This is a genomic window from Stella humosa, assembly GCF_006738645.1.
Lineage (GTDB): Bacteria > Pseudomonadota > Alphaproteobacteria > ATCC43930 > Allostellaceae > Allostella > Allostella humosa.
The window spans coordinates 234,240-255,000 of the sequence record NZ_AP019700.1; the positions used below are offsets into that span (position 1 = coordinate 234,240).

Here is a 20,761-nt window from a genome sequence, read left to right on the forward strand (position 1 = left end):
ATTATCCCCGTGCGGATCCATCGATGACCGATCAAAAGAACCTGATCCTCGCGATCGCGATTTCGATCGCCATCCTGCTCGGCTTCCAGTTTTTCGTGCAGAAGCCCCAGCAGGAGGCCGCCCGCCAACAGCAGCAGCAGACCGATCCGGCCGCGCGCCCGTCCGGCGACGCGACGCCGCCGGCGACGCCCGGGGTTCCGGCCGCCGCACCGGCTGCCGGCTCGGTGCTCGACCGGGCCGCGGCGCTGGCCCGTTCGCCCCGCGTGTCGATCGATTCGCCCCGCCTGAAGGGTTCGGTCTCGCTGCGCGGCGGCCGCGTCGACGACCTGACGATGAAGGACTACCGCGAGACGGTGCAGCCCGGCAGTCCGCTGATCGACCTGCTGTCGCCGTCGGAGACCGCGCGGCCCTACTTCGTGCAGTTCGGCTGGATCGCCGGCCCCGAGAACCGCGACGTGGCGATGCCCAAGGACGACACGCTGTGGCAGGCGGAGGGCACGGCCCTGACCGCCGAGCAGCCGCTGGCGCTGACGTGGGACAACGGCCAGGGCCTGGTCTTCCGGCGCACGATCGCCTTCGACGCCAACTTCCTGATGACGGTGACCGACCGGGTCGAGAACACCGGCACGGCACCCGTCTCGCTGCTGCCCTATGCGCTGACCAAGCGCTGGCCGACGCCCCACACCGAGGGCTTCTACATCCTGCATGAGGGGCTGATCGGCGTCACCGACGGGGTGCTGCGCGAAATCAGCTACTCCTCGATCAAGGACCAGAAGCTGGTCGAGCAGAAGACGACCGGCGGCTGGCTCGGCTTCACCGACAAATACTGGCTGGTCTCGCTGATTCCCGACCCGGCCGACGCGGTCAGCAGCCGCTTCACCTACGAGCGGCGCGGCACCGACGACGCCTACCAGGCCGATTATCTGGGGGCCACGCGCAGCCTGGCGCCCGGCGCCAGCGCCGAGACGACGCACCGGGTGTTCGCTGGCGCCAAGGAGGTCCATCTCCTCGACGACTATCGCGACCGGCTGGGCATCGCCCGCTTCGACCGCGCCATCGACTTCGGCTGGTTCTATTTCCTGACCAAGCCGATCTTCTACGTCATCGACTATTTCTACCGCTGGCTCGGCAATTTCGGCCTGGCGATCCTGCTGCTGACGGTCCTCATCAAGGCGGCTTTCTTCCCGCTCGCCAACAAGTCCTATCGCGCCATGAGCAAGCTGAAGCTGCTCCAGCCGAAGATGCTGGAACTGCGCGAGAAGTACGGCGAGGACAAGCAGCGCCTGAACCAGGAGATGATGCAGCTCTACCGCAAGGAGGGGGCGAACCCCGCCTCGGGCTGCCTGCCGATCGTCGTCCAGATCCCGGTCTTCTTCGCGCTCTACAAGGTGCTGTTCGTCACCATCGAGATGCGGCACGCGCCGTTCTATGGCTGGATCCGCGACCTGTCGGCGCCGGACCCGACGACGCTGTTCAACCTCTTCGGCCTCATCCCCTGGACGCCGCCGCACATCCTGATGATCGGCGCCTGGCCCATCATCATGGGCGTGACGATGTTCCTGCAGCAGAAGCTGAACCCGCAGCCGCCGGACCCCATCCAGGCCAAGGTGTTCATGATCCTGCCGTTCCTGTTCACCTACCTGCTGGCGGCCTTCCCGGCCGGCCTGGTGATCTACTGGGCGTGGAACAACCTGCTCTCGATCCTGCAGCAGTGGCTGATCATGCGCCGCGCCGGGGCTGCCTGAGCCATGGAGGAAGCCCGCCCCGCGATCCCGGAGACGCCCGAACTCGACGCAGCCGCGATCGAGGCCGGGCGCCTCCTCTTCGCCCAGGAGTGCGGGTTCTTCTGGGCGGCGACCAATCCGGGCGACCTGCCGCCCTTCGATCTGCCGGAGATCGCGTTCCTCGGCCGCTCGAACGTCGGCAAGTCGAGCCTGATCAACGCCCTGACCGGGCGCAATTCGCTGGCCCGGATCTCCAACACGCCGGGCCGCACCCGCCAGCTCAACTTCTTCCGGCTGGGCACGCGCCTGAACCTGATCGACATGCCGGGCTATGGCTATGCCAAGGTCTCGCGCACCGAGGTGGCGGCCTGGATCAAGGTGATCGACGCCTATCTGCGCGGCCGGCCGACGCTGCGCCGGCTCTGCCTGCTGATCGATGCCCGGCACGGGTTGAAGGACAGCGACCGGAGCTGGATGAAGATGCTGGATGCGGCCGCCGTCTCCTATCAGATCGTCCTGACCAAGACCGACGAGCCATCCCGCGGCGAGCTGGATGCGATCCGCGCCAAGGTCGCGCGCGAGGCCAAGACCCACGTCGCCGCCCACCCGGTGATCGTCGAGACGAGCGCCCGCGACGGCCGCGGCATCCCCGAGCTCAGGGCCATCCTGACAGCCCTGGCCGATCCGGCCTGACCGCCGCCCGCCCGAGCGGGTTACCGGCTGGAAGACAGGGGGCGTGCGCGGCCGGCGTTTCGACGGGCGCGACTGGACGGTGGCCCCGCCGGCCTGAGGGCGCACGGGGAATCTCCCGCTTTGGCGCCGGGGGCTATTCGGATACAGTCCCGGCCCTTTTACCTGCCTCCGCCTGATCCCGGGGAACCCGACCGATGACCGCTGCCGACATTTCCCGCGCCGAGTGGCTCGCCAAGGCGTCGACCCTGTCCGAAGCGCTGCCCTACATGCGCCGCTATGCCGGCAAGACCTTCGTCGTGAAATATGGCGGCCATGCCATGGGCGACGAGACGGTGGCCGAGCTGTTCGCGCGCAACATCGTCCTGCTGCGGCAAGTCGGCATCAACCCGGTGGTGGTGCATGGCGGCGGCCCGCAGATCGGCGCCATGCTGGCCCGCCTGAAGATCAAGAGCGAGTTCATCGACGGGCTGCGCGTGACGGACCGCGAGACGGTCGAGATCGTCGAGATGGTCCTGTCGGGCGCCATCAACAAGCAGCTTACCGCGATGGTGAACGGCGCCGGCGGCGTGGCCGTCGGCCTGTCGGGCAAGGATGGTGGCCTGATCCGGGCCGAGAAGCTGACCCGCACCAGGCGCGATCCCGAAAGCAACATCGAGAAGGTGCTGGACCTGGGCTTCGTGGGCGAGCCCAAGGTCATCGACGTGTCGATCATCCGCGCGCTCGAGAAGTCAGGCATCATCCCGATCATCGCGCCGATCGGGCTGGGGCCGAACGGCGAGACTTTCAATATCAATGCCGACACGGTGGCCGGCGCCGTCGCCGCCGCCCTGAAGGCGACGCGCCTGCTGCTGCTCACCGATGTGTCGGGCGTGAAGGACAAGGCCGGCGACCTGATGCCGGAACTGACCGATGGCGACGTGCGCCGGCTGATCGCCGACGGCACCATCACCGGCGGCATGATCCCCAAGGTCGAGACCTGCCTGGAAGCGGTCGACGGCGGGGTTGAGGCGGCCGTGATCCTGGACGGGCGCGTGCCCAATTCGGTCCTGCTGGAGATCTTCACCGAGCATGGCGTCGGCACGCTCATCCGTCGCGAAGCCGCCTGAGCCGCGCGGCCGGGTTGGGTTCGACGTGACGGCCGGCCCGCGCCGCGCCGTCCTCTTCGATGTCGGCGGGCCGCTTGACCAGGAGACGGCCTTCGAGCAGCGGATCGACGGCGTTATCCTGGCGGCCCTGGCCGCCGAGGGGTGCCGGCTCGATCCGGGCGCATACGACCGGCTGTGCGGAGCGGCGGTCGCCAGCTTCGCGCCCAACCTCTACGAGGCGGTGGTCTGGTCGGCGCTGGGCGGCGACCGGGATGCCTGCGGTCGCGCGATGGTGGCGGTTGCCGGGCGGATGGCGGCCGACCCGCCGGCCTTCGAATTGCGGCCGGGCATGGCCGATCTGCTGGCCGGCCTGCATGGCCGGGGCGTGCGCCTCGGCCTGGTCGCCAACCAGCCGGCCAGTGCGCTGGAAAGGCTGGCGGCGGGGGGACTGGCGCCGTACTTCGACCATTTCGCGGTCAGCGGCACGAACGGGTTCCGCAAGCCGGACGTGCGCGCGTTCCTGGCGGCCGCGACCGCGCTGGCAGTGGCGCCGGCTGAGTGCGTCATGGTCGGCGACCGCATCGACAACGACATTGCGCCGGCCCGCCTGCTCGGCATGGCGGCCGTGCGGCTGCGGACCGGGCGCCATGCGGGCCAGCGGCCGCGCAGCCTGCGCGAGGTGCCCGACGCGGACGTGGCGGACGTGCCGGGGCTGGCGCTGGCGATCGACCGGCTGCTCGCCGGCTGACGCCGGCCGGTGCTAACGGCGGCCGAGGCGCGCGCCCAGGTCGACCAGATAGGCCACGACGAAGAGGATCAGGAACAGCTCCAGCCCTTCGCGCAGGCTGCGGAAGACCGGCGCGCCGCTGTCCGCGCCCGGCAGGTTGGCGACCAGCCGCTCGGCGATGCGCAGGCCGAAGGCGATGACCGCACTGGGCCACAAGGCGGCCGATGGCCAGATCCAGTGCAGCGGCGTCCGCCGGATCCAGCCGTCACGACCGCCGAGCAAGACCCACAGCGGCCACAGGATTCCGGTCGCCAGGACCGCCAGGCTCAGCACCGTCTTGGGCAGGTCCTCGCTCCACTTGGCGTAGTTGTGGAAGTTGGTCTCGTTCTGGGTGTTGACGGCGCCGATCCATTCCGGCGTTTCCCAGAAGAACCATTGCTGGCCCCAGCTCACCTCCTCGGCCGCGATGAAGGCGAGGCCGACGACGAAGCAGCCGGCCCACACCGGCAGCCAGGGGCGGGGCACCCCCGGATGCCGCATGATGGCCACCGCCGGCACGAGGCCGGCCAGCGCGATCAGGGCCGACGCATTCTCGACGATGCCCTGCTCGCTGGCGATCAGCAGGGCATAGGCGCCGGGGATGGGGGCGGCCGCCAGCCCGGCCAGGACAAGGACGGCCAGCACCACCACCGGCGCCAGGACATGGCGGCGAAGATAGGCAGGCTGTGGCGCGACCTCGTCGCCCGGCCGGCCGGCCAGGGCGAGACGCTGCTGCAGGGACGCAAGCATCTCGGGCGGAACTCCGAATGAACCTGTTTGCCCCGATTGTAACGCCGTCGTCACCGGATGGTAGCCAAAGTGCCCTTTCCTCAGCTTGCGGACGGGGCCGCGCGGCGCCGACGCAACAGTTTCGCGCGGGGGTCGGACAGGCGCCGCGCCAGCCAACCGGCTGTTTCGCCCACCCGCGTCAGCGCCTCGTCGCGCACCAGCTTGGCGCCCTCGGGATGGCGGGCCAGGGTCAGGCGGCGGTCGTGGAACTGTTCCAGCTCGCTGCGATGACCGACGCTGATGACCGCGCTGTCGGGCAGTTGCTCGATCAGCCGGCGCAGCATCAGGTCCTGGGTGCGGGTGTCGAGGGCCGCGGTCGCCTCGTCCATGATGATGATGTCAGGGCGCAGCAGGAACATGCGGGCGAACGCGATGCGCTGCTTCTCGCCGCCGGACAGGATGCGATCCCAATCGTCGTCGTCATGCAAGCGGTCGACGAGATGGCCCAGCTCGGCCATCTCCAGCGCCGCCCGCAGCGCGTCGTCCTCGACGGCGTCCGGCGCCTGGGGATAGGCGGTGATGCGCTTCAGCGAACCGATGGGCAGATAGGGACGCTGGGGCATGAAGAAGAGGCGGGCACCCTTGCGCACCCGGACCTCGCCTCCGCCCCAGGGCCACAGCCCGGCGACGGCCCGCAGCAGCGTGCTCTTGCCGCTGCCGGATTCGCCGACGACCAGCACCCGCTCGCCGCGGTCGATGCCGAAATCGGTCTCGGCCACGACCCCGGTGCCGTCGTCGAGGGTGACCGAGACGTCCTTCAGGTGCAGGGCCGGGCCGTCATCCTCGGTATGGACGATCTGGCCCATCGTGCCCGGCGCCTCCGCATGCTCCAGCACGTCGAGCGAGCGCAGCAGCGAGCCGACGCGCAGCGCCGATGCCTTCCAGTCGGCCAGGCGCGGATAGTTGTCGACCAGCCAGTTGAAGGCGGCCTGCACCGCCATGAAGGCGGTCGCCGCCTGCATCACGTCACCCAGCGACATGCTGCCGGCCAGGTACTTGGGCGCGCACAGCAGCAGCGGCACGGTCGGCGCCAGGAGTGTGTTGGTCTGCGAGATGGAGGTCGTGCGCATGTACTGGCCGCAAAGGGCCACCCAGGCGCCGCGGATGCTGTCGAGGCGGCGGCCCAGGGCCTCGCGCTCCTCGGCCTCGCCGCCCAGCAGCGCAATGCTTTCGCCGTTCTCGCGCAGGCGCACGGCGAAGTAGCGGAAATCGGCCTCGACCTTGTTCTTGTGCTCGGCCACCGTGACGAAGCGCCGGCCGACCACCAGCATCGCGCCCGTCGTCATCGACGAATAGACGATGGCCGCGATCACCAGGTAGCCCGGGATCTCGTAGCCGCTGACGCCGATGCCGCCGCCGACCCGCCACAGAACGGTGATGAAGGTGATGGCGCCGACCACCGCCGACAGCAGGCCGACCGCGAAATCGACCGGGGCGTCGGTGGCGACGCGGGCATCGTCGGCGATGCGCAGCTCGGGATTGTCGTGGTCGCCCGCCATCAGGTTGATGCGGTAGTAGCGGCCGTTCCAGAACCAGTGGTCGAGCAGGCCGTTGGAGACGTGGCGCCGCCAGTTGATGTGGGTGAAGAACCGCCCGCCGACGCCGATCACGGCCAGGGTCACGGCCGCCGCCGCCAGGCCCGCCAGCAGCAGGCACTGCGCCCACACCGTGCTGCCGTCGCGACGCTCCAGGGCGTCGAAGAATTCCCGATTCCAGACGGTGATCTGGTACTGGATGGCGATCTGGCCCAGCACGATCAGGACTAGGCCGATCGTCAGCGACCAGGCCAGCAGCGCACTCGGGCCGCGCCAGAAGCCCAGCGCCGCCTGCCAGAAGCGGAGCATGACCAGGCGGCGTTCCTCTTCGCCTGCCGGTGCCGACAACGTCTTCGCCATGACCTGAATTTCCCCGAAGCCGCTGGGGCCAGGGCATCGCCAAGGATGCTCGCCGGCGGTCCGCCGCGGCCGGACGGACCCGACCGCGACAACGCCGGACTTGCGCGGTGGTTGCATGGGCTCTGCACCACCGCGGTTGCGTTCGGCGCACGGTCCGCTTGCCTAGGCCGGTCGCCGGATGCAAGGTCTGCGGCGCCCCCCACGGCCCGAGGCCCAAGAACCATGAACGAAGCTCCCCTGTCCGCCGTCGCCGCCGCGACCGCCCTCAATCCCGTGCTGGTGGAAGTGACCCGCGGCACCGTCGTCGAAAGCCGCCATCGCGGCTCCATCGCCGTCGTCGATGCCGCCGGCCGGGTCCTGCACCAGGCGGGCGACGTGGCCCAGGCGGTCTACCCGCGGTCGGCCATCAAGCCGTTGCAGGCGCTGCTGCTGGTGGAATCGGGCGCGGCCGACCGCTTCGGCCTGGGCGACAAGGAACTGGCGCTGGCCTGCGCCTCCCATCGCGGCGAGAGCGTGCATACCGAGGCCGTGGCCGCCTGGCTCGGCCGCGTCGGCCTGTCGCCGGGCGATCTCGAATGCGGCGCCCACCTGCCCTACGACCCCAAGACCATGGAAGCGCTGCTGCGCGCGGATGGCCAGGCGACGACCCTGCACAACAATTGCTCGGGCAAGCATTCGGGCTTCGTCACCACGGCCCTGCACATGGGCCTGCCGCTGAAGGGCTACATCCGGCCCGAGCATCCCTTGCAGCAGAAGCTCTACCAGACGATCGAGGAGATGGGCGGGGAGTCGCTGGCCGACACCGGCCGCGGCGCCGACGGCTGCGGCATTCCGGTCTTCGGCGTGCCCCTGCGCGCGCTGGCGCGGGCCTTCGCCCGGCTCGACGACACGACCGGCCTGGCGCCCGAACGGGCGGCGGCGGCGGCCCGCATCCTGAAGGCGATGGCGGCCGAGCCGGTGATGGTCAGCGGCCACGGCAACTTCGTCACCCGGGTGATGGAGGTGGCGGGCGACACGGTGCGGCTGAAGAGTGGCGCCGAGGGCGTCTATTGCGCCCTGCTGGTCGGGCGCGGCATCGGCATCACGGTCAAGATCGACGACGGCACCGGCCGTGCGGCCGAGGTGGCGATGGCGGCCGCCCTGCAACGGCTGGGCGCCTTCTCGCCGGCCCAGGAAGCGGCCCTCTCGGCCTTCCTGGAAGTGCCGATCCGCAACGTGGCCGGCCGGGACGTGGGCGTCGTCCGCTCCGCCGGCCAGCCCTTCTGATAAACGAGCCGTTCTGACGCCAAGACCCGTCCTGACGCGAAGGGGTACTGCCATGCGCGCCGTCCGCTGCCACGCCTATGGCGATCTCGCCAACCTGTCGGTCGACGAGGTCCCGGTACCCGATCCCGGGCCGGGCCAGGTCCGCGTCGCGGTCCACGCCGTCGGCATCAACTTCGCCGATGGGCTGATGGTACTGGGCCAGTACCAGGAGAAGCCGCCGCTGCCGTTCGTCCCCGGCCTGGAAGCGGCCGGCATCGTCGAGGCGTGCGGCGAGGGCGTGACCCGGGTGCGCCCGGGCGACCGGGTGGCGGCTCTGGTCGATACCGGCGCCTATGCCGAATATCTGGTGGCGCCCGAGGATCGCCTGTTCCCCGTGCCGGACGGCATGGACCTGGTGACGGCGGCCTCCTTCCCGGTCGTCTACGGCACCTCGCATGTGGCGCTCGACCGGCGGGCCCGGCTGCAGCCGGGTGAGACGCTGCTGGTCCATGGGGCCGCCGGCGGCGTCGGCCTGACGGCGGTCGAGATCGGCCGGGCCATGGGGGCGACGGTGATCGCCTCGGCGTCCAGCCCCGAGAAGCTGGCGGTGGCCGCCCTGCACGGGGCCGGGCACCTGATCGACTACAGCCACGAGGACCTGCGGGCACGCGTGCGCGAAATCACCGACGGCCGCGGCGCCGACGTGATCTACGATCCGGTCGGCGGCGATGTGTTCGACACCTCGCTGCGCTGCATCGCCTGGGAAGGGCGGCTGATCGTCATCGGCTTCGCTTCCGGCCGCATTCCCCAGGCCCCGGCCAACATCCTGTTGGTGAAGAACATCTCGGTCATTGGCCTCTTCTGGGGGGCCTATCGCCAGCGTGACCCGCAGGTCGTGCGCGACAGCCTGGACACCCTCTTCGGCTGGTATGGCGAAGGCAAGTTGAAGCCGCACATCTCGCACCGTCTCGACTTGGCCGAGGCTGCGGCCGGCATCGGCCTGCTGCGCGACCGGCAGTCGACCGGCAAGGTCGTGCTGACGACCGGTCGCACGGAATAATGGCCGACCCCGTCCAGGCGCAGTACCAGGCCTATCCCTATCCCGCGCGCGACCCGGCGGACGAGCGCCGGCGCCTGATCACCGGGTCGCCCAGCCACCTGCTGGAGATCGACCACTATATCTACGGCGCTCGCCGCGATCCGGCCTGGCCGTTCCGGGTGCTGTTCGCCGGCGGCGGCACCGGCGACGGCGCCATCATGCTGGCCCAGCAACTGGCCGATCGCGGCCAGCCGGCCGAGATCGTCCACCTGGACCTGTCCGCGGCATCGCGGCGGGTGGCGGAAGCGCGCGCCCGGGTTCGCGGGCTGGCCAACATCCGCTTCGAAACCGGCTCGCTGCTGGATGCCGGCACGCTCGGCCGCTTCGACTATGTCGACTGCTGCGGCGTGCTCCACCACCTCGAAGACCCCGAGGCGGGGCTGCGCGCGCTGGCCGGCGCGCTGGCGCCGGGCGGCGGCGTCGGCATCATGGTCTATGGCGAGCTGGGCCGGTCGGGCGTCTACGAGACGCAGGACCTGCTGCGCCGGCTGCCCCGCCCGCCCGCCCGGCGGCCGAGCGCGTGGCACTGGCCCGGCACCTGGTGCGCGCCCTGCCGGAAACCAACCTGCTGCGCCGCAACCCGCTGCTGGGCGACCATCTGTCGAGCGATGCCGGGCTGTTCGACCTGCTGCTGCATGCGCGCGACCGCGCCTACCGCGTGCCGGGCGTGCTGGCGCTGCTGGCCGCGGCCGGCCTGCGCCTGGTCAGCTTTATCGAGCCGATCCGCTACCGGCCGGAGACCTGGACGTCGGACCCTGCGGTCCGTCGGCGCCTGGGCGAGATGGACGAGCCCGACCGCATGGCCGCGGCCGAGCTGCTGTCGTCGGCAATGAAGGTGCATATCGCCTACGCCGTCGCGGCCGATCGCCGTGAGGATACCCAGGCCCGGCCGACGCCGTCGGCCATCCCGGTGCTGCGCGACCTCGATCCCCAGGCGCTGGCGCGGACGCTGAAGCCGGGGGTGCCGCTGACCGTGCGATTCGACGGGCAACCGCTGGCGCTGCCCTTGCCGGCGCTGGCCGGCCCCATCGTCGCCCGCTGCGACGGGCGTCGCACCGTGGCTGACATCCAGAATGATCTGCGGGAAACGGTCGACCGCCGGCTCGACGACCGCGCGTTCCAGGCAGCGTTCGCGCCGACCTACGCGGCATTGAACGGCATCAACCGGATGCTGATATCGGGCTACGGCGCGGAGCGCACCGGGATCGTCGGAATCTGAAAGAACGAACGGCCGGACGGGGGGACCGTCCGGCCGTTCCTGGGCGGCCGCGGGAACGGGTGGGGGCCGGCCGCGCCAGAAGTCAGCCGCGCCAGAAGGGCTTGTCGTGCTCGCCCAGGGCCTGCGACCGGGTCAGGCCGAGGTCGCGCAGCATGCGGTCGTCCATCTGCGCCAGATGGACACGCTGGCGATAGCGGTCGTTCCAGTCGACGAGGCCGGCGAACAGCCGGGTCAGCAGGTTCCCCGGACGGATGGCCAGGGTGCCGACGGACGGCGCGAGGCCAGGACCGCGAGCCGGGCTCAGGGAAGGGGAAGCCATAGTGGGGTACTCCATCGCTCTTCGGACGTCATCGGAGCCGGTCCAGACGACCCGTCGTGCCCACCCCTGCGCGGGGTGGTCCGCGAGGATTAGGATAAGAAGGGCTGGGCCGGGAAGTTCCGTACATCTTTCATATGACTTGAAATAATGGTGATTTTGCGGAAGAACAAACGATGAATTTTCATGCGAACGATCAATTGAGCTAATCCATCATGCGCCGGGAACTGCCACCGCTGAATGCGCTCCGGGCCTTCGAGGCGGCGGGCCGCCTGCTCAGCTTCACGCGGGCCGCCGACGAACTGGCCGTGACCCAGGCCGCCGTCAGCCACCAGATCAAGAGCCTGGAGGAATGGCTGGGGGTGCTGCTGTTCCACCGCATGCCGCGCCGTCTGGCCCTGACCGATGCGGGGCGCGAGCTGCTGGTTTCCATCCGCGATGCCTTCGATCGCATCGAGGGATCGGTCGCCCGCGCCAGGCGCGACGATGGCGGCGGGCCGTTGACGGTGACGGTCGTGCCGTCCTTTGCCGCCAAGTGGCTGGTGCCGCGGCTTGGCCGCTTCCAGGCGGAGCATCCCGACATCGAGGTGCGAATCGCTGCCGACACCCGCCTGTCGAGTTTCGACGACGGGGTCGACGTGGCGATCCGGGCCGGCCGCGGCCATTGGCCGGGGCTGGTGTGCGAGCGGCTGATGAGCGAGGCGCTCTATCCCGTGTGCAGCCCGCGGCTACTGGCCGGGGCGCTGCCCCTGTGCGAGCCCCAGGACCTGCGCCACCACACCCTGCTGCATGACGATTTCGAGCATGACTGGCGGATGTGGCTGCATGCCGCCGGCGTCGACGGGGTCGACTGGCGGCGCGGCCCGCGCTTCAGCGATTCCAGCATGGTGGTGCAGGCGGCGGTGGAAGGGCAGGGGATCGCCCTGGCGCGCAGCGCGTTGGCCCAGGAGGACCTGAAGGCGGGGCGGCTGGTGCGGCCGTTCCGAATCGATATCGCGAGCGATCTTGCCTACTACATCGTCTGCCCGGCGGCGCACACGGGCCGAGCAAAAGTGCGGGCCTTCCGCGACTGGTTGATGCGCGAGGCGGCCGCGGCCTAATCTCTGCAGTGAACCAGCGGGCGGTATGGACAGTGGAGAGCGCTACCCTGAATGGACCGTAAATCCCAACTGCTGGTCTACGGTCGTGAGGACCGTCTGCCGCCGCATCGCCTTGCCGCCTTGGCATTTCAGCACCTGATCCTGCTCCTGATGTTCCTGGTCTACCCGGTCATGGTGGGCCGGGGCCTTGGCCTGTCCGACCAGGCCGAGCTGCCGTTCCTGACCATGGCCATCCTGGCGATCGGGCTCGGCACCGTCGTCCAGTCGCTGCCCGCACCCTGGGGCAGCGGCCATCTGCACGTGCACCAGCCCTCGCCCATCTTCCTGCCGCTGGCCTTGCAGACGTTGCCGTTCGGCGGGCTGGCGGCACTGGCCCCGCTCGTCGTCGTCGCCGGGGTGACGCAACTGGCGCTGGCGCGCAGCCTGCGCTGGCTTCGCCGTGCCTTCCCGCCGGAGGTGATCGGCATCGTCGTCATCCTGCTCGGCCTGTCGCTGGTGCCGGGGGCGCTCGAGCGGTGCCTGGAAGAGGACGGGCGCGGCGAGGCCGGCATCGGCCCGATGGTGGCCGGGGTGACGCTGGCCATCATCGTCGGCACGGCGATCTATGGCCGCGGTCCCTGGCGCCTGTTCAGCCTGATGATCGGCACGGGTGCCGGCATCGGCCTGTCGATCGCGTTCGGCCTGTTCTCGCCGGGCGACCTGCGGCGTCTGGCGGATACGCCGGTGTTCGCCCTGCCGCGGATTGCCTTCGATGGCTGGATCTTCAACTGGAACCTGCTGCCGCTGGTGCTGCTGATCGCCTGCGTGCACACGCTGGATGCGATGGGGGCCCATGTCAGCGCCCAGAAGCTGGCCGACGCCGACTGGCAGCGCACCGATACCGCGACGGCCGAGCGCGCGATCCGCGCCGTGGGCGGCGGCAATATCCTGGCCGGGCTGCTGGGCGGCTATCCCGCGGGCCTGTCTTCGTCCAGCGTCGGGCTCTCCTTCACCAGCGGGGCGGTGGCGTGGCGCATCGGCGTGCTGACCGGCCTTCTTGGCATGGCCTGCGCCTTCATTCCCAAGATCGCGATGTTCCTGGCGATCCTGCCCGAGCCGGTGGTGGGGGCCATCGTCCTGAACGCGGCCGCCTTCATGATCGCGGCGGGGATGGAGCTGGTCTTCTCGCGCATGCTCAACACCCGGCGGATCTTCATGGTCGGCCTGTCGATCATCGCCGGCATGGCGGCCCTGCTGCGACCGGAACTGGCCCTGTCGGCGCCGGACTGGCTGAAGCCGGTCATGGGCTCGCCGCTGTTCGTGGGCTCGCTGGTCGCGGTCGGGCTGAACCTGCTGTTCCGCATCGGCATCTCGGAGCAGGAGCGGCTGGACCTGACGGCGGAAGACCCGCTGCCGATCCGCCTGCGCGACTTCTTCGAGCGCAAGGGCCAGCAATGGGGCCTGCGCCGGACGCTGGTAGACCATGCCCAACTCGGCACCATGCAGGCGGTCGAGACGCTGTTCGAATCGGGAATACTGGCAGCACCCGGGGTCCAGGTGTCCCTGCGCTACGACGACCTGCACCTGGATGTCGTCATTGCCTATGCGGGCGAGCCGCTGCCGATCGGCGCCCCCCGGCCGACGCCGGACGAACTGATGGAAGACGATGCCGCCCTGCTGAAGATGACCGCCCACATCGTGGCCGGCCTGGCGGACGGCTGCCGGCTCCGCACCGACGGAACCGGCAACCGGCTGGAACTGCGCTTCGAGTCCTGACGCCGTCAGGCAAGCAGGGGGGCCATCCGGTCCATCGCCTTGTGCAGGCGCTCCGGTGCGCTGGCGAAGCACAGGCGCAAATAGCCCTCGCCGCCCGCGCCGAAGGCGATGCCGGGCGCGATGCCGACCTTGGATTCGCGCACCAGCCGCTTGGCGAACTCCAGGCTGTCGTCCATCCCGTCAACCGCGAAGAAGGCATAGAAGGCCGCGTCCGGGCGGGCGATGCGCACGCGCGGGAAGCGCGACAGGCCCTGCAGCACCACCTCGCGCCCGACGCGGCAGCGCTCCACCATCTGGGCCAGGAATTCCTCGCCCTCGTTGATCGCGGCCAGCGCGCCATGCTGCAGGAAGGCGGGCGAGCCCGAGGTGTTGAACTGCGTCAGCTTGGCCAGCAGGTCGCCGAAATTGTCGGGCGAGGTGATCCAGCCCAGCCGCCAGCCGGTCATCGCCCACGGCTTGGAGAAGCTCTGGACCACGATCAGCGGGTCGTCCGGGCCGGCATGCTCCAGGAACGAGGGGGCGACCGGCCGGTCGTAGACGATGCGCGCATAGACCTCGTCGGCGACCAGCCAGATCCGCCGCGCGCGGCAGAAGTCCAGCAGCGCCTTCTGCATTTCCGACGGCATGGTCCAGCCGGTCGGGTTGTTGGGCGTGTTGACGAAGATGAGGCGGGTCCGATCGTCGACGGCCGCGAACAGGCGGTCGAGGTCGAGGCTCCAGCTTGAGCCGTCGAAGGTGAGGTCGACCATCCGCGGCTCGCCCTGCTGGATCTCGACGCAGGAGACGATGTTGGGCCAGATCGGGCCGATGATGACGGCATTGTCGCCGGGGCCAACCAGCGCCTGGCAGGTCAGCAGGATCGCCTGCATGCCCGAGCCCGAGACGGTGATCCGCTCCGGCCCGCAGTCGATGCCGTAGACGCGCTGCGTATAGGCGGCGATCGCGTCGCGCAACTCGGGGATGCCGCGCTGCCACGTATAGAAGGTCTCGCCCGCCTGCAGGGCCTTGGTGGCGGCCGCGTTGATGAAGTCGGGCGTCGTCAGGTCGCCCTCGCCGAACCACAGCGGGATGACGTCCGGGTCGCCGCGCCCGACCATCGCCACCTCGCCGATCTTGGAGCTGGGAAGGATGCCGGCGGCCGGACGCACCGGGGCCGCGAAGGACAGGCGGTCGGCGAGCGAGGCGGTCTGGTCGGTCATTGGCGATGCCCTCGTGGGGAAGCGGCGGCGGAAACGGCCGGCAATCTCGCAAAGGCCTGCCGCAGAGGCAACGTTAATCCCGGAGGAGTGGTGGGCGCCGGGGAACCGGACGTTGGGGAACCGGACGTTGGGGAACCGGGCGCCGGGGAACCGCACGGGGGCAGGGTCGTTGCGATATGGCGCGGCTTCGGCCTTCCCCTTCATCCGATTTCATGCTTTGCAAAGCGCATGTGGCTCGACGATCCCGATATCGACCTGCGGTGGATTCTGTCCGCCGACATTCTCCACCTGCAGCGCGCCTGCGAGCGCAGCGGCGTGCCGCTGACCGTCTTTCGGCCCGACCAGTCGGAGAATTCCCGCCTGACGCTGACCGATCGCACGGCGACCGTCGTGCATCCCAGCCGGGACTGCCCCAGCTCGCGGGAGTTCATGGTGCTGGTGGCCCACCTGCTGGTGTCGGCCCAGCCCTTCAGCTTCCAGGTGGCCGGATTCGACCATCGCGACCGCTCGCTGCGCGGCATGCTGCGCCTCAACCCCAGCATCGCGCCCGCGACCCTGCGCATCCTGACCGATATCGGCATGAGCCAGGAGCGCGAAGCCTATGAGGACATCTCGCACCGGATCGAGGAGGCGTTCGCCGCCCTGAAGCGGCAGATCAGCCACTCCCCGATCATTCTCGAGGACGACTGAACGCCTCAGTCGGCCAACGCTCTCAGTCTGCCAGCGCTCTCAATCTGCCAGCCACGCTTCCCGGTTGGCATCGACGAAGGCGTCGTCGTTCAATTCGGGATATGCCGCCAGCACGCGGTCGATCTCGGCCGCCTGGCCGGGGCTCAGCGTCTCGTCCGGGTCCAGGCACCAGGTGCCGGCCATCAGCCCCTGGCGGCGCAGCACCTCGTGGCAGCCGGGGATGCAGCCGCGGAAATCATGGGCGACGTCGAAGAAGGCTGCGTTGGCGTCCGTCACCATCGAATCGAGCGCCAGCAGGTCGGGCGGGATCGGGCCGGCGGCGACGGCTGCCTGGATGCGGGCCAGTTGCTCGACCGCGCGCCTGGTCCATACGCTCCAATGGCCGAGCAGCCCGCCGCGGATGCGCAGGGTCAGGCTGTCGTCGCCGCGGCGCACCACGAAGGGCGTCAGCAGGTCCAGCACGATATGGTCGTCGTTGCCGGTATAGAGCGTGATGCGGTCCTCGGCCCGGGCGTCGGCCACGCCGCGGATGACGTCCAGCGTGCGATAGCGGTTGAACGGCGCCATCTTGATGGCGACGACGTTCTCGATCTCGGCGAAGCGGCGCCAGAAATCGGCCGACAGGATCAGGCCGCCGGCTGCCGGCTGCAGGTAGAACCCCATGATGGGGATTTCGGCGGCGATCCGTCGGCAATGCTCCAGCACCTCGTCCTCGCTGGCGCCGCGCCAGGCGCCCAGCCCCAGCAGGCCGGCGTGGTAGCCGAGGTCGCGGACGATGGCGGCCTCGCGCAGGGCCTGGTCGGTGCGGCCGACGATGCCGCCCACCAGCACGAAGGGCCGGCCCGCCCCGGCCGCCACGTCGGCCGCCATGCGCAGGACGGGCTCATAGAGGCCGGTCTCGCGGATCGCGAACTGGGTCGAATGCACGCCGACCGCCATGCCGCCCGAACCCGAAGCCAGATAGTAGCGCGACAGCGCGCGCTGGTGGCGGCGGTCGAGCCGGCGGTCGGCATCCAGGGCCAGCGGATGGGCGGGGATGACGGTGCCGGCTCGCAGCAATGCCAGGGTCGCGGGGTCGATGTCCTGCCAGCGTTTCGGCATCCTGCCTCCTTCCATTCGATTGGCCCGGGATGACGCCTGATGCGGCCGGGCGAAGTCAAGGCGGTCGGCTTGTCCAGGATTGGGTGGGATGCTTGCCGCCGGCCGCCCCGGGCTCTATTCTCGGGTGGGGAACGCCGGGCCGTTCGACCGCAAGTTGCGCCGCACCAATTGGTCGACGCGGGCTGCGGCCGGTGACGTCAACCGACGAGAGGAAGCGCCGATGTACCGTATTGCCTTGTCGATCATGGCCCTGGCCGTGGCGAGCGGGTCCGCCATGGCCCAGAACGCGAACTGGCCGAAATCCCTTACCCTGACCACGGCATCGCCGGGCGGCACCTTCGCCGTATATGGCCAGGGCGTGGCCGCCGTCATCAGCGACGTGGTCAAGGTCCCGACCTCGACGATGCAGACGCAAGGGCCCAACCAGAATGTCGTGCTGATCCAGCAGCGGCGGGCAGAGGTGGGGATGACCACCATGGGCCCGGCGTACGAGGCGTGGAACGGCACGCTCGTCATCAACAAGGACGTGAAGCACACCGACATCCGGGCGCTCTTCCCGATGTACGAGACGCCGTTCCATGTCGTCTCGATCCAGAAGTCGGGTGCCGCCGACGTCAAGTCCATGAAGGACCTGAACGGGAAGACCGTCGGGTTCGGGCCGGCGGCGGGCACGCCCGGCGTCTACATGACGCGCTGGTTCAAGGACCTTGGCATCAACGTCACGGCGCGCTTCGGCCAGGGCAACGACATGGCCTCGCAGCTGACCGACGGGCGGCTGGATGCCTTCGCCTTCGGCGCCGGCCTGCCGATCCCGGCCTTCAGCGAACTGGACACCACCCACAAGGTGAATTTCTTCGGCTACACCGATGACGAGGTAAAGCAGATCATGGAGAAGGCGCCCTACGTCGCCCCATTCACGATCAAGGCCGGCACCTACAAGCAGCAGACGGTCGACAACAAGACGGTCTCCATGTGGAACTTCGGCATCGCCCACAAGACGCTGCCCGAGGACCTGGCCTACGCCATCACCAAGGCGGTGCTGGAGAACAACCAGCGGATGGTGCAGACGCATTCGGCCGCAGTCGACACGCTGGCCAAGAACGCCACCACCAACCGCTTCCTGCCGTTCCACCCGGGGGCGGCGCGCTACTACAAGGAAATCGGCGTCGCCATCGACCCCGGGGCTGCCCCGCAGCCCTGAGGCGGCGCTTCGCGACACCAGACGATACTATCCAAGCCCTCCCGCGCATGCGGGAGGGCTTTTTCGCTTTTCCATGGCTGAGATGCAGCCTGGCCCGCCGATCGTGGGGGACGATCGGCGGGGGACCGGACAAGGCGAAGCCGGCAAGCAGGGACGGGGGCTACCAGTGAGCATGCATACGCACGAGACCCTGGCGACCGAGGACGCCGAACGGGCCGACAAGTTCGAATTCGGCGCCCGGACGCGGCGCTTCGATGGCTGGCGCCAGCACGCCTTCGTCGGCCTGTCGGCCGCCTACTGTCTCTTTCACATCGCCGTGCTGAATGTCGTGCCGCTGGACGAGTGGGTGTTCCGCACCATCCATGTGACCGTGGGCTCGGCGATCGCCTTCCTGCTCTACTCGGCGCGCTCGACCGGTGGCGGCGGCCGCGTGCCCTGGTACGACTGGCTGGCCATCCTGCTGTCGCTCGCCTGCTGTGCCTATATCTGGCTGAACGTCGACGAGCTGATCGGCCGTACCGGCGTGCTGCCGACCCAGATGGACGCGGTCGTCGCCGCGATCGGCACCGTCCTGGTGGTCGAGATCACCCGCAGAACGGCGGGGCTGGCCCTGCCGATCATCTGCCTGGTCTTCATCGCCTATGTCTTCGTGGGCCCGTGGCTGCCCGGAATCCTCAACTACCGCGGCTACGAGGTCGACCTGTTCTTCTCCTTCATCTACAGCATGGAGGGGATCTTCGGCATGACGACGGCGGCCTCGTCGCAATTCATCATCCTGTTCGTGGCCTTTGCGGCCTTCCTCCAGGCGTCGAAGACCGGGGAATATTTCATCAACCTGGCGATCGGTCTGTTCGGCGGGGTGCGTGGCGGTCCGGCCAAGGTCACCGTCGTCTCGGGCGTTCTGTTCGGCACCATATCGGGCAGTGCCGTTGCCAATGTCGTGGCCAGCGGCATGTTCTCGATCCCGATGATGCGCCGCGTCGGCTATTCCCGAACATCCGCGGCGGCCGTCGAGGCAACGTCCTCCACCGGCGGCCAGTTGGTGCCGCCGGTGATGGGGGCGGGCGCCTTCCTCATGGCCGAGATCACCGGCATCCCCTACACCGACATCGCGCTGGCGGCGCTCATCCCGGCCGGCCTGTTCTACGTCGCCAACTACGCCCATGTGGACATCGAGGCGATCAAGCAGAACATCCGCGGCCTGCCGCGGTCGGAATTGCCCTCCATCCCGCGCCTCCTGCGCCAGGCCTATCTGCTGGCCCCGCTGATCATCCTAATCTGGACCCTGCTGTCCGGCTTCTCGGTCATCCGGGCGGGCACGCTGGGCATCGTGGCGGCGATCGTCACCAGTTGGCTCAGCCGCGAGACGCGGATGGGCGTGGGGGCCACGATCCGCGCCTTGGACGACGCTACCCGGCAATCCCTCCAACTGGTGGCCGTCTGTGCCTGCGCGGGGATCATCGTCGGCGTGCTGGGCCTGACCGGGCTGGGCGGGCGGTTCTCGGCCATGATCCTGTCGATCGCCGGCGAGAGCCAGTTCCTGGCCCTCCTGTTCGCCATGCTGATCGCGCTCCTGCTCGGCATGGGCATGCCCACCACGGCGGCCTACGCGATAGCTGCGGCCGTCGTCGCCCCCGGCCTGCAGCAGATGGGCATTCCGCCGCTGGTCGCCCACCTGTTCATCTTCTACTACGCGGTGATATCGGCCATTACGCCGCCGGTTGCCCTGGCGTCCTTCGCCGCGGCCGCCCTGGCCGGATCGGACCCGTGGAAGACCTCGTTCGAATCCGTCCGCTACGGCGTGGGGGCCTTCGTCGTCCCGTTCATGTTCTTCTATCAGCCTGCCATCCTGCTCCAGGGCGACGCGCTGTCCATCGTCGTGGCCGTGATCACCGCGGTGCTGGGTGTCCTGAGCCTCGCCTTCGCCAGCGAGGCCTGGCTCGGCATGCCGCTCGGATGGCCGATGCGAGGACTCCTGCTGTGCGGCGGGCTGTTCCTGATGGGCGGAGCCTGGTGGGGCGACCTGGCAGGCGGCGCCATCCTGGTTTTCGCCTACGCGATGGCCCGCATTTATCGCAGCAAAAACGGGGGTTCCTGAGAATCTCGAAAAAAAGCGTCACAAACGTGTTGACGGGTCTCCGGCACCCCCTTATAAGCCGGCCTCCCAGACGGGCGGTGCCGAACGAGACCGGCGCCGGACGGAACGGGAAAGAGTTCTTGGACATCGTTGGAATAGAAGGAAGGGATGCGCGGGCGGCGGTGCCATGAGGGGTACTGCAACTGTCCTGCGTATCTTGAGAATAGACGCGTAGATCGGGAGCATGCTCTTGTATTTCTGGTCTGGTTCTTTGGGTCTTCGGGCTTGATGGATTGGATTGGGGATTGAACTTGAGAGTTTGATCCTGGCTCAGAACGAACGCTGGCGGCATGCCTAACACATGCAAGTCGAACGAATGGCTTCGGCCATTAGTGGCGCACGGGTGAGTAACGCGTGGGAATCTGCCCAGCAGTGGGGGATAACCTCGGGAAACTGAGGCTAATACCGCATACGCCCCTCGGGGGAAAGGCTTGCTGCTGCTGGAGGAGCCCGCGTCGGATTAGGTAGTTGGTGGGGTAACGGCCTACCAAGCCTGTGATCCGTAGCTGGTCTGAGAGGATGATCAGCCACACTGGGACTGAGACACGGCCCACTCCTACGGGAGGCAGCAGTGGGGAATATTGGACAATGGGCGCAAGCCTGATCCAGCAATGCCGCGTGAGTGATGAAGGCCTTCGGGTTGTAAAGCTCTTTCGCCCACGACGATGATGACGGTAGTGGGAGAAGAAGCCCCGGCTAACTTCGTGCCAGCAGCCGCGGTAATACGAAGGGGCTAGCGTTGTTCGG

The 20,761-nt window shown here is 69.0% G+C and carries 17 protein-coding genes, 1 rRNA gene and 1 pseudogene (1 of these 19 running past the window's edge); 14 read left to right on the forward strand and 5 right to left on the reverse strand.

The window, feature by feature from the left end:
- The first annotated feature begins 23 nt into the window (after nt 1-23).
- The 4 genes from yidC (at nt 24) to STVA_RS01160 (ending at nt 4,250) form a co-directional block, all read left to right on the forward strand.
- A complete protein-coding gene (gene yidC / locus STVA_RS01145; RefSeq protein WP_123689931.1) occupies nt 24-1,745 on the forward strand; it encodes a membrane protein insertase YidC in 1,722 nt (573 codons plus the stop codon).
- Nucleotides 1,746-1,748: 3 nt separating this feature from the next.
- Nucleotides 1,749-2,417, forward strand: a complete 669-nt coding sequence (yihA, locus tag STVA_RS01150; protein ID WP_123689930.1) for a ribosome biogenesis GTP-binding protein YihA/YsxC — start codon at nt 1,749-1,751, stop codon at nt 2,415-2,417.
- Between the two features lie 194 nt (nt 2,418-2,611).
- A complete protein-coding gene (gene argB, locus STVA_RS01155) occupies nt 2,612-3,523 on the forward strand; it encodes an acetylglutamate kinase (RefSeq protein ID WP_123689929.1) in 912 nt (303 codons plus the stop codon).
- 25 nt (nt 3,524-3,548) lie between these two features.
- Complete coding sequence (locus tag STVA_RS01160; protein WP_170216470.1) at nt 3,549-4,250, forward strand: HAD family hydrolase; 702 nt, start codon at nt 3,549-3,551, stop codon at nt 4,248-4,250.
- A 12-nt stretch (nt 4,251-4,262) separates the two neighbouring features.
- Here the strand turns inward: STVA_RS01160 and STVA_RS01165 are convergent, their stop codons facing one another.
- On the reverse strand, nt 4,263-5,018 hold the full coding sequence (locus STVA_RS01165; RefSeq protein ID WP_123689927.1) for a hypothetical protein: 756 nt from the start codon (nt 5,016-5,018) through the stop codon (nt 4,263-4,265).
- A gap of 80 nt (nt 5,019-5,098) precedes the next feature.
- Nucleotides 5,099-6,952 carry an ABC transporter ATP-binding protein/permease gene (locus tag STVA_RS01170; RefSeq protein WP_170216469.1) on the reverse strand — a complete coding sequence of 618 codons (1,854 nt, stop codon included), beginning with the start codon at nt 6,950-6,952 and terminating at the stop codon, nt 5,099-5,101.
- 222 nt (nt 6,953-7,174) lie between these two features.
- Here STVA_RS01170 and STVA_RS01175 point away from each other — a divergent pair, with 222 nt between their 5' ends.
- The 4 genes and pseudogenes from STVA_RS01175 to STVA_RS28035 all read left to right on the forward strand — a co-directional run bounded on the left by STVA_RS01175 (nt 7,175) and on the right by STVA_RS28035 (nt 10,515).
- On the forward strand, nt 7,175-8,218 hold the full coding sequence (locus STVA_RS01175; RefSeq protein ID WP_123689925.1) for an asparaginase: 1,044 nt from the start codon (nt 7,175-7,177) through the stop codon (nt 8,216-8,218).
- 52 nt (nt 8,219-8,270) lie between these two features.
- Nucleotides 8,271-9,257 carry an NADPH:quinone oxidoreductase family protein gene (locus STVA_RS01180; protein WP_123689924.1) on the forward strand — a complete coding sequence of 329 codons (987 nt, stop codon included), beginning with the start codon at nt 8,271-8,273 and terminating at the stop codon, nt 9,255-9,257.
- 197 nt (nt 9,258-9,454) lie between these two features.
- Nucleotides 9,455-9,679, forward strand: a pseudogene (locus tag STVA_RS28030) (class I SAM-dependent methyltransferase); the annotation flags it as partial.
- Between the two features lie 137 nt (nt 9,680-9,816).
- Nucleotides 9,817-10,515, forward strand: a complete 699-nt coding sequence (locus STVA_RS28035) for a hypothetical protein (protein WP_246782864.1) — start codon at nt 9,817-9,819, stop codon at nt 10,513-10,515.
- Nucleotides 10,516-10,597: 82 nt separating this feature from the next.
- Here STVA_RS28035 and STVA_RS01190 read toward each other — a convergent pair whose 3' ends face one another.
- Nucleotides 10,598-10,834, reverse strand: a complete 237-nt coding sequence (locus STVA_RS01190) for a DUF1127 domain-containing protein (protein ID WP_123689922.1) — start codon at nt 10,832-10,834, stop codon at nt 10,598-10,600.
- Between the two features lie 212 nt (nt 10,835-11,046).
- Here STVA_RS01190 and STVA_RS01195 point away from each other — a divergent pair, with 212 nt between their 5' ends.
- Nucleotides 11,047-11,931 carry a transcriptional regulator GcvA gene (locus STVA_RS01195; RefSeq protein ID WP_123689921.1) on the forward strand — a complete coding sequence of 295 codons (885 nt, stop codon included), beginning with the start codon at nt 11,047-11,049 and terminating at the stop codon, nt 11,929-11,931.
- A 51-nt stretch (nt 11,932-11,982) separates the two neighbouring features.
- On the forward strand, nt 11,983-13,686 hold the full coding sequence (locus STVA_RS01200) for a solute carrier family 23 protein (RefSeq protein WP_123689920.1): 1,704 nt from the start codon (nt 11,983-11,985) through the stop codon (nt 13,684-13,686).
- Between the two features lie 5 nt (nt 13,687-13,691).
- Here STVA_RS01200 and STVA_RS01205 read toward each other — a convergent pair whose 3' ends face one another.
- The gene (locus STVA_RS01205) at nt 13,692-14,885 is read right to left on the reverse strand and encodes a pyridoxal phosphate-dependent aminotransferase (protein ID WP_123689919.1); all 1,194 of its coding nucleotides are present in this window, start codon (nt 14,883-14,885) and stop codon (nt 13,692-13,694) included.
- A 228-nt stretch (nt 14,886-15,113) separates the two neighbouring features.
- Here STVA_RS01205 and STVA_RS01210 point away from each other — a divergent pair, with 228 nt between their 5' ends.
- Nucleotides 15,114-15,575, forward strand: a complete 462-nt coding sequence (locus STVA_RS01210; protein WP_123689918.1) for a hypothetical protein — start codon at nt 15,114-15,116, stop codon at nt 15,573-15,575.
- 39 nt (nt 15,576-15,614) lie between these two features.
- On the opposite strand, the gene STVA_RS01215 is transcribed toward STVA_RS01210, so the two are convergent.
- Entirely contained in the window at nt 15,615-16,676 is a 1,062-nt protein-coding gene (locus tag STVA_RS01215) for a dihydrodipicolinate synthase family protein (RefSeq protein ID WP_123689917.1), read from the reverse strand.
- 220 nt (nt 16,677-16,896) lie between these two features.
- Here STVA_RS01215 and STVA_RS01220 point away from each other — a divergent pair, with 220 nt between their 5' ends.
- The 3 genes from STVA_RS01220 to STVA_RS01230 form a co-directional block, all read left to right on the forward strand.
- Nucleotides 16,897-17,877 carry a TAXI family TRAP transporter solute-binding subunit gene (locus STVA_RS01220; protein ID WP_123691239.1) on the forward strand — a complete coding sequence of 327 codons (981 nt, stop codon included), beginning with the start codon at nt 16,897-16,899 and terminating at the stop codon, nt 17,875-17,877.
- A gap of 172 nt (nt 17,878-18,049) precedes the next feature.
- Nucleotides 18,050-19,975, forward strand: a complete 1,926-nt coding sequence (locus STVA_RS01225) for a TRAP transporter permease (protein WP_123689916.1) — start codon at nt 18,050-18,052, stop codon at nt 19,973-19,975.
- Between the two features lie 286 nt (nt 19,976-20,261).
- Nucleotides 20,262-20,761: ribosomal RNA gene (locus STVA_RS01230) — 16S ribosomal RNA — on the forward strand (it continues 985 nt past the right edge of the window).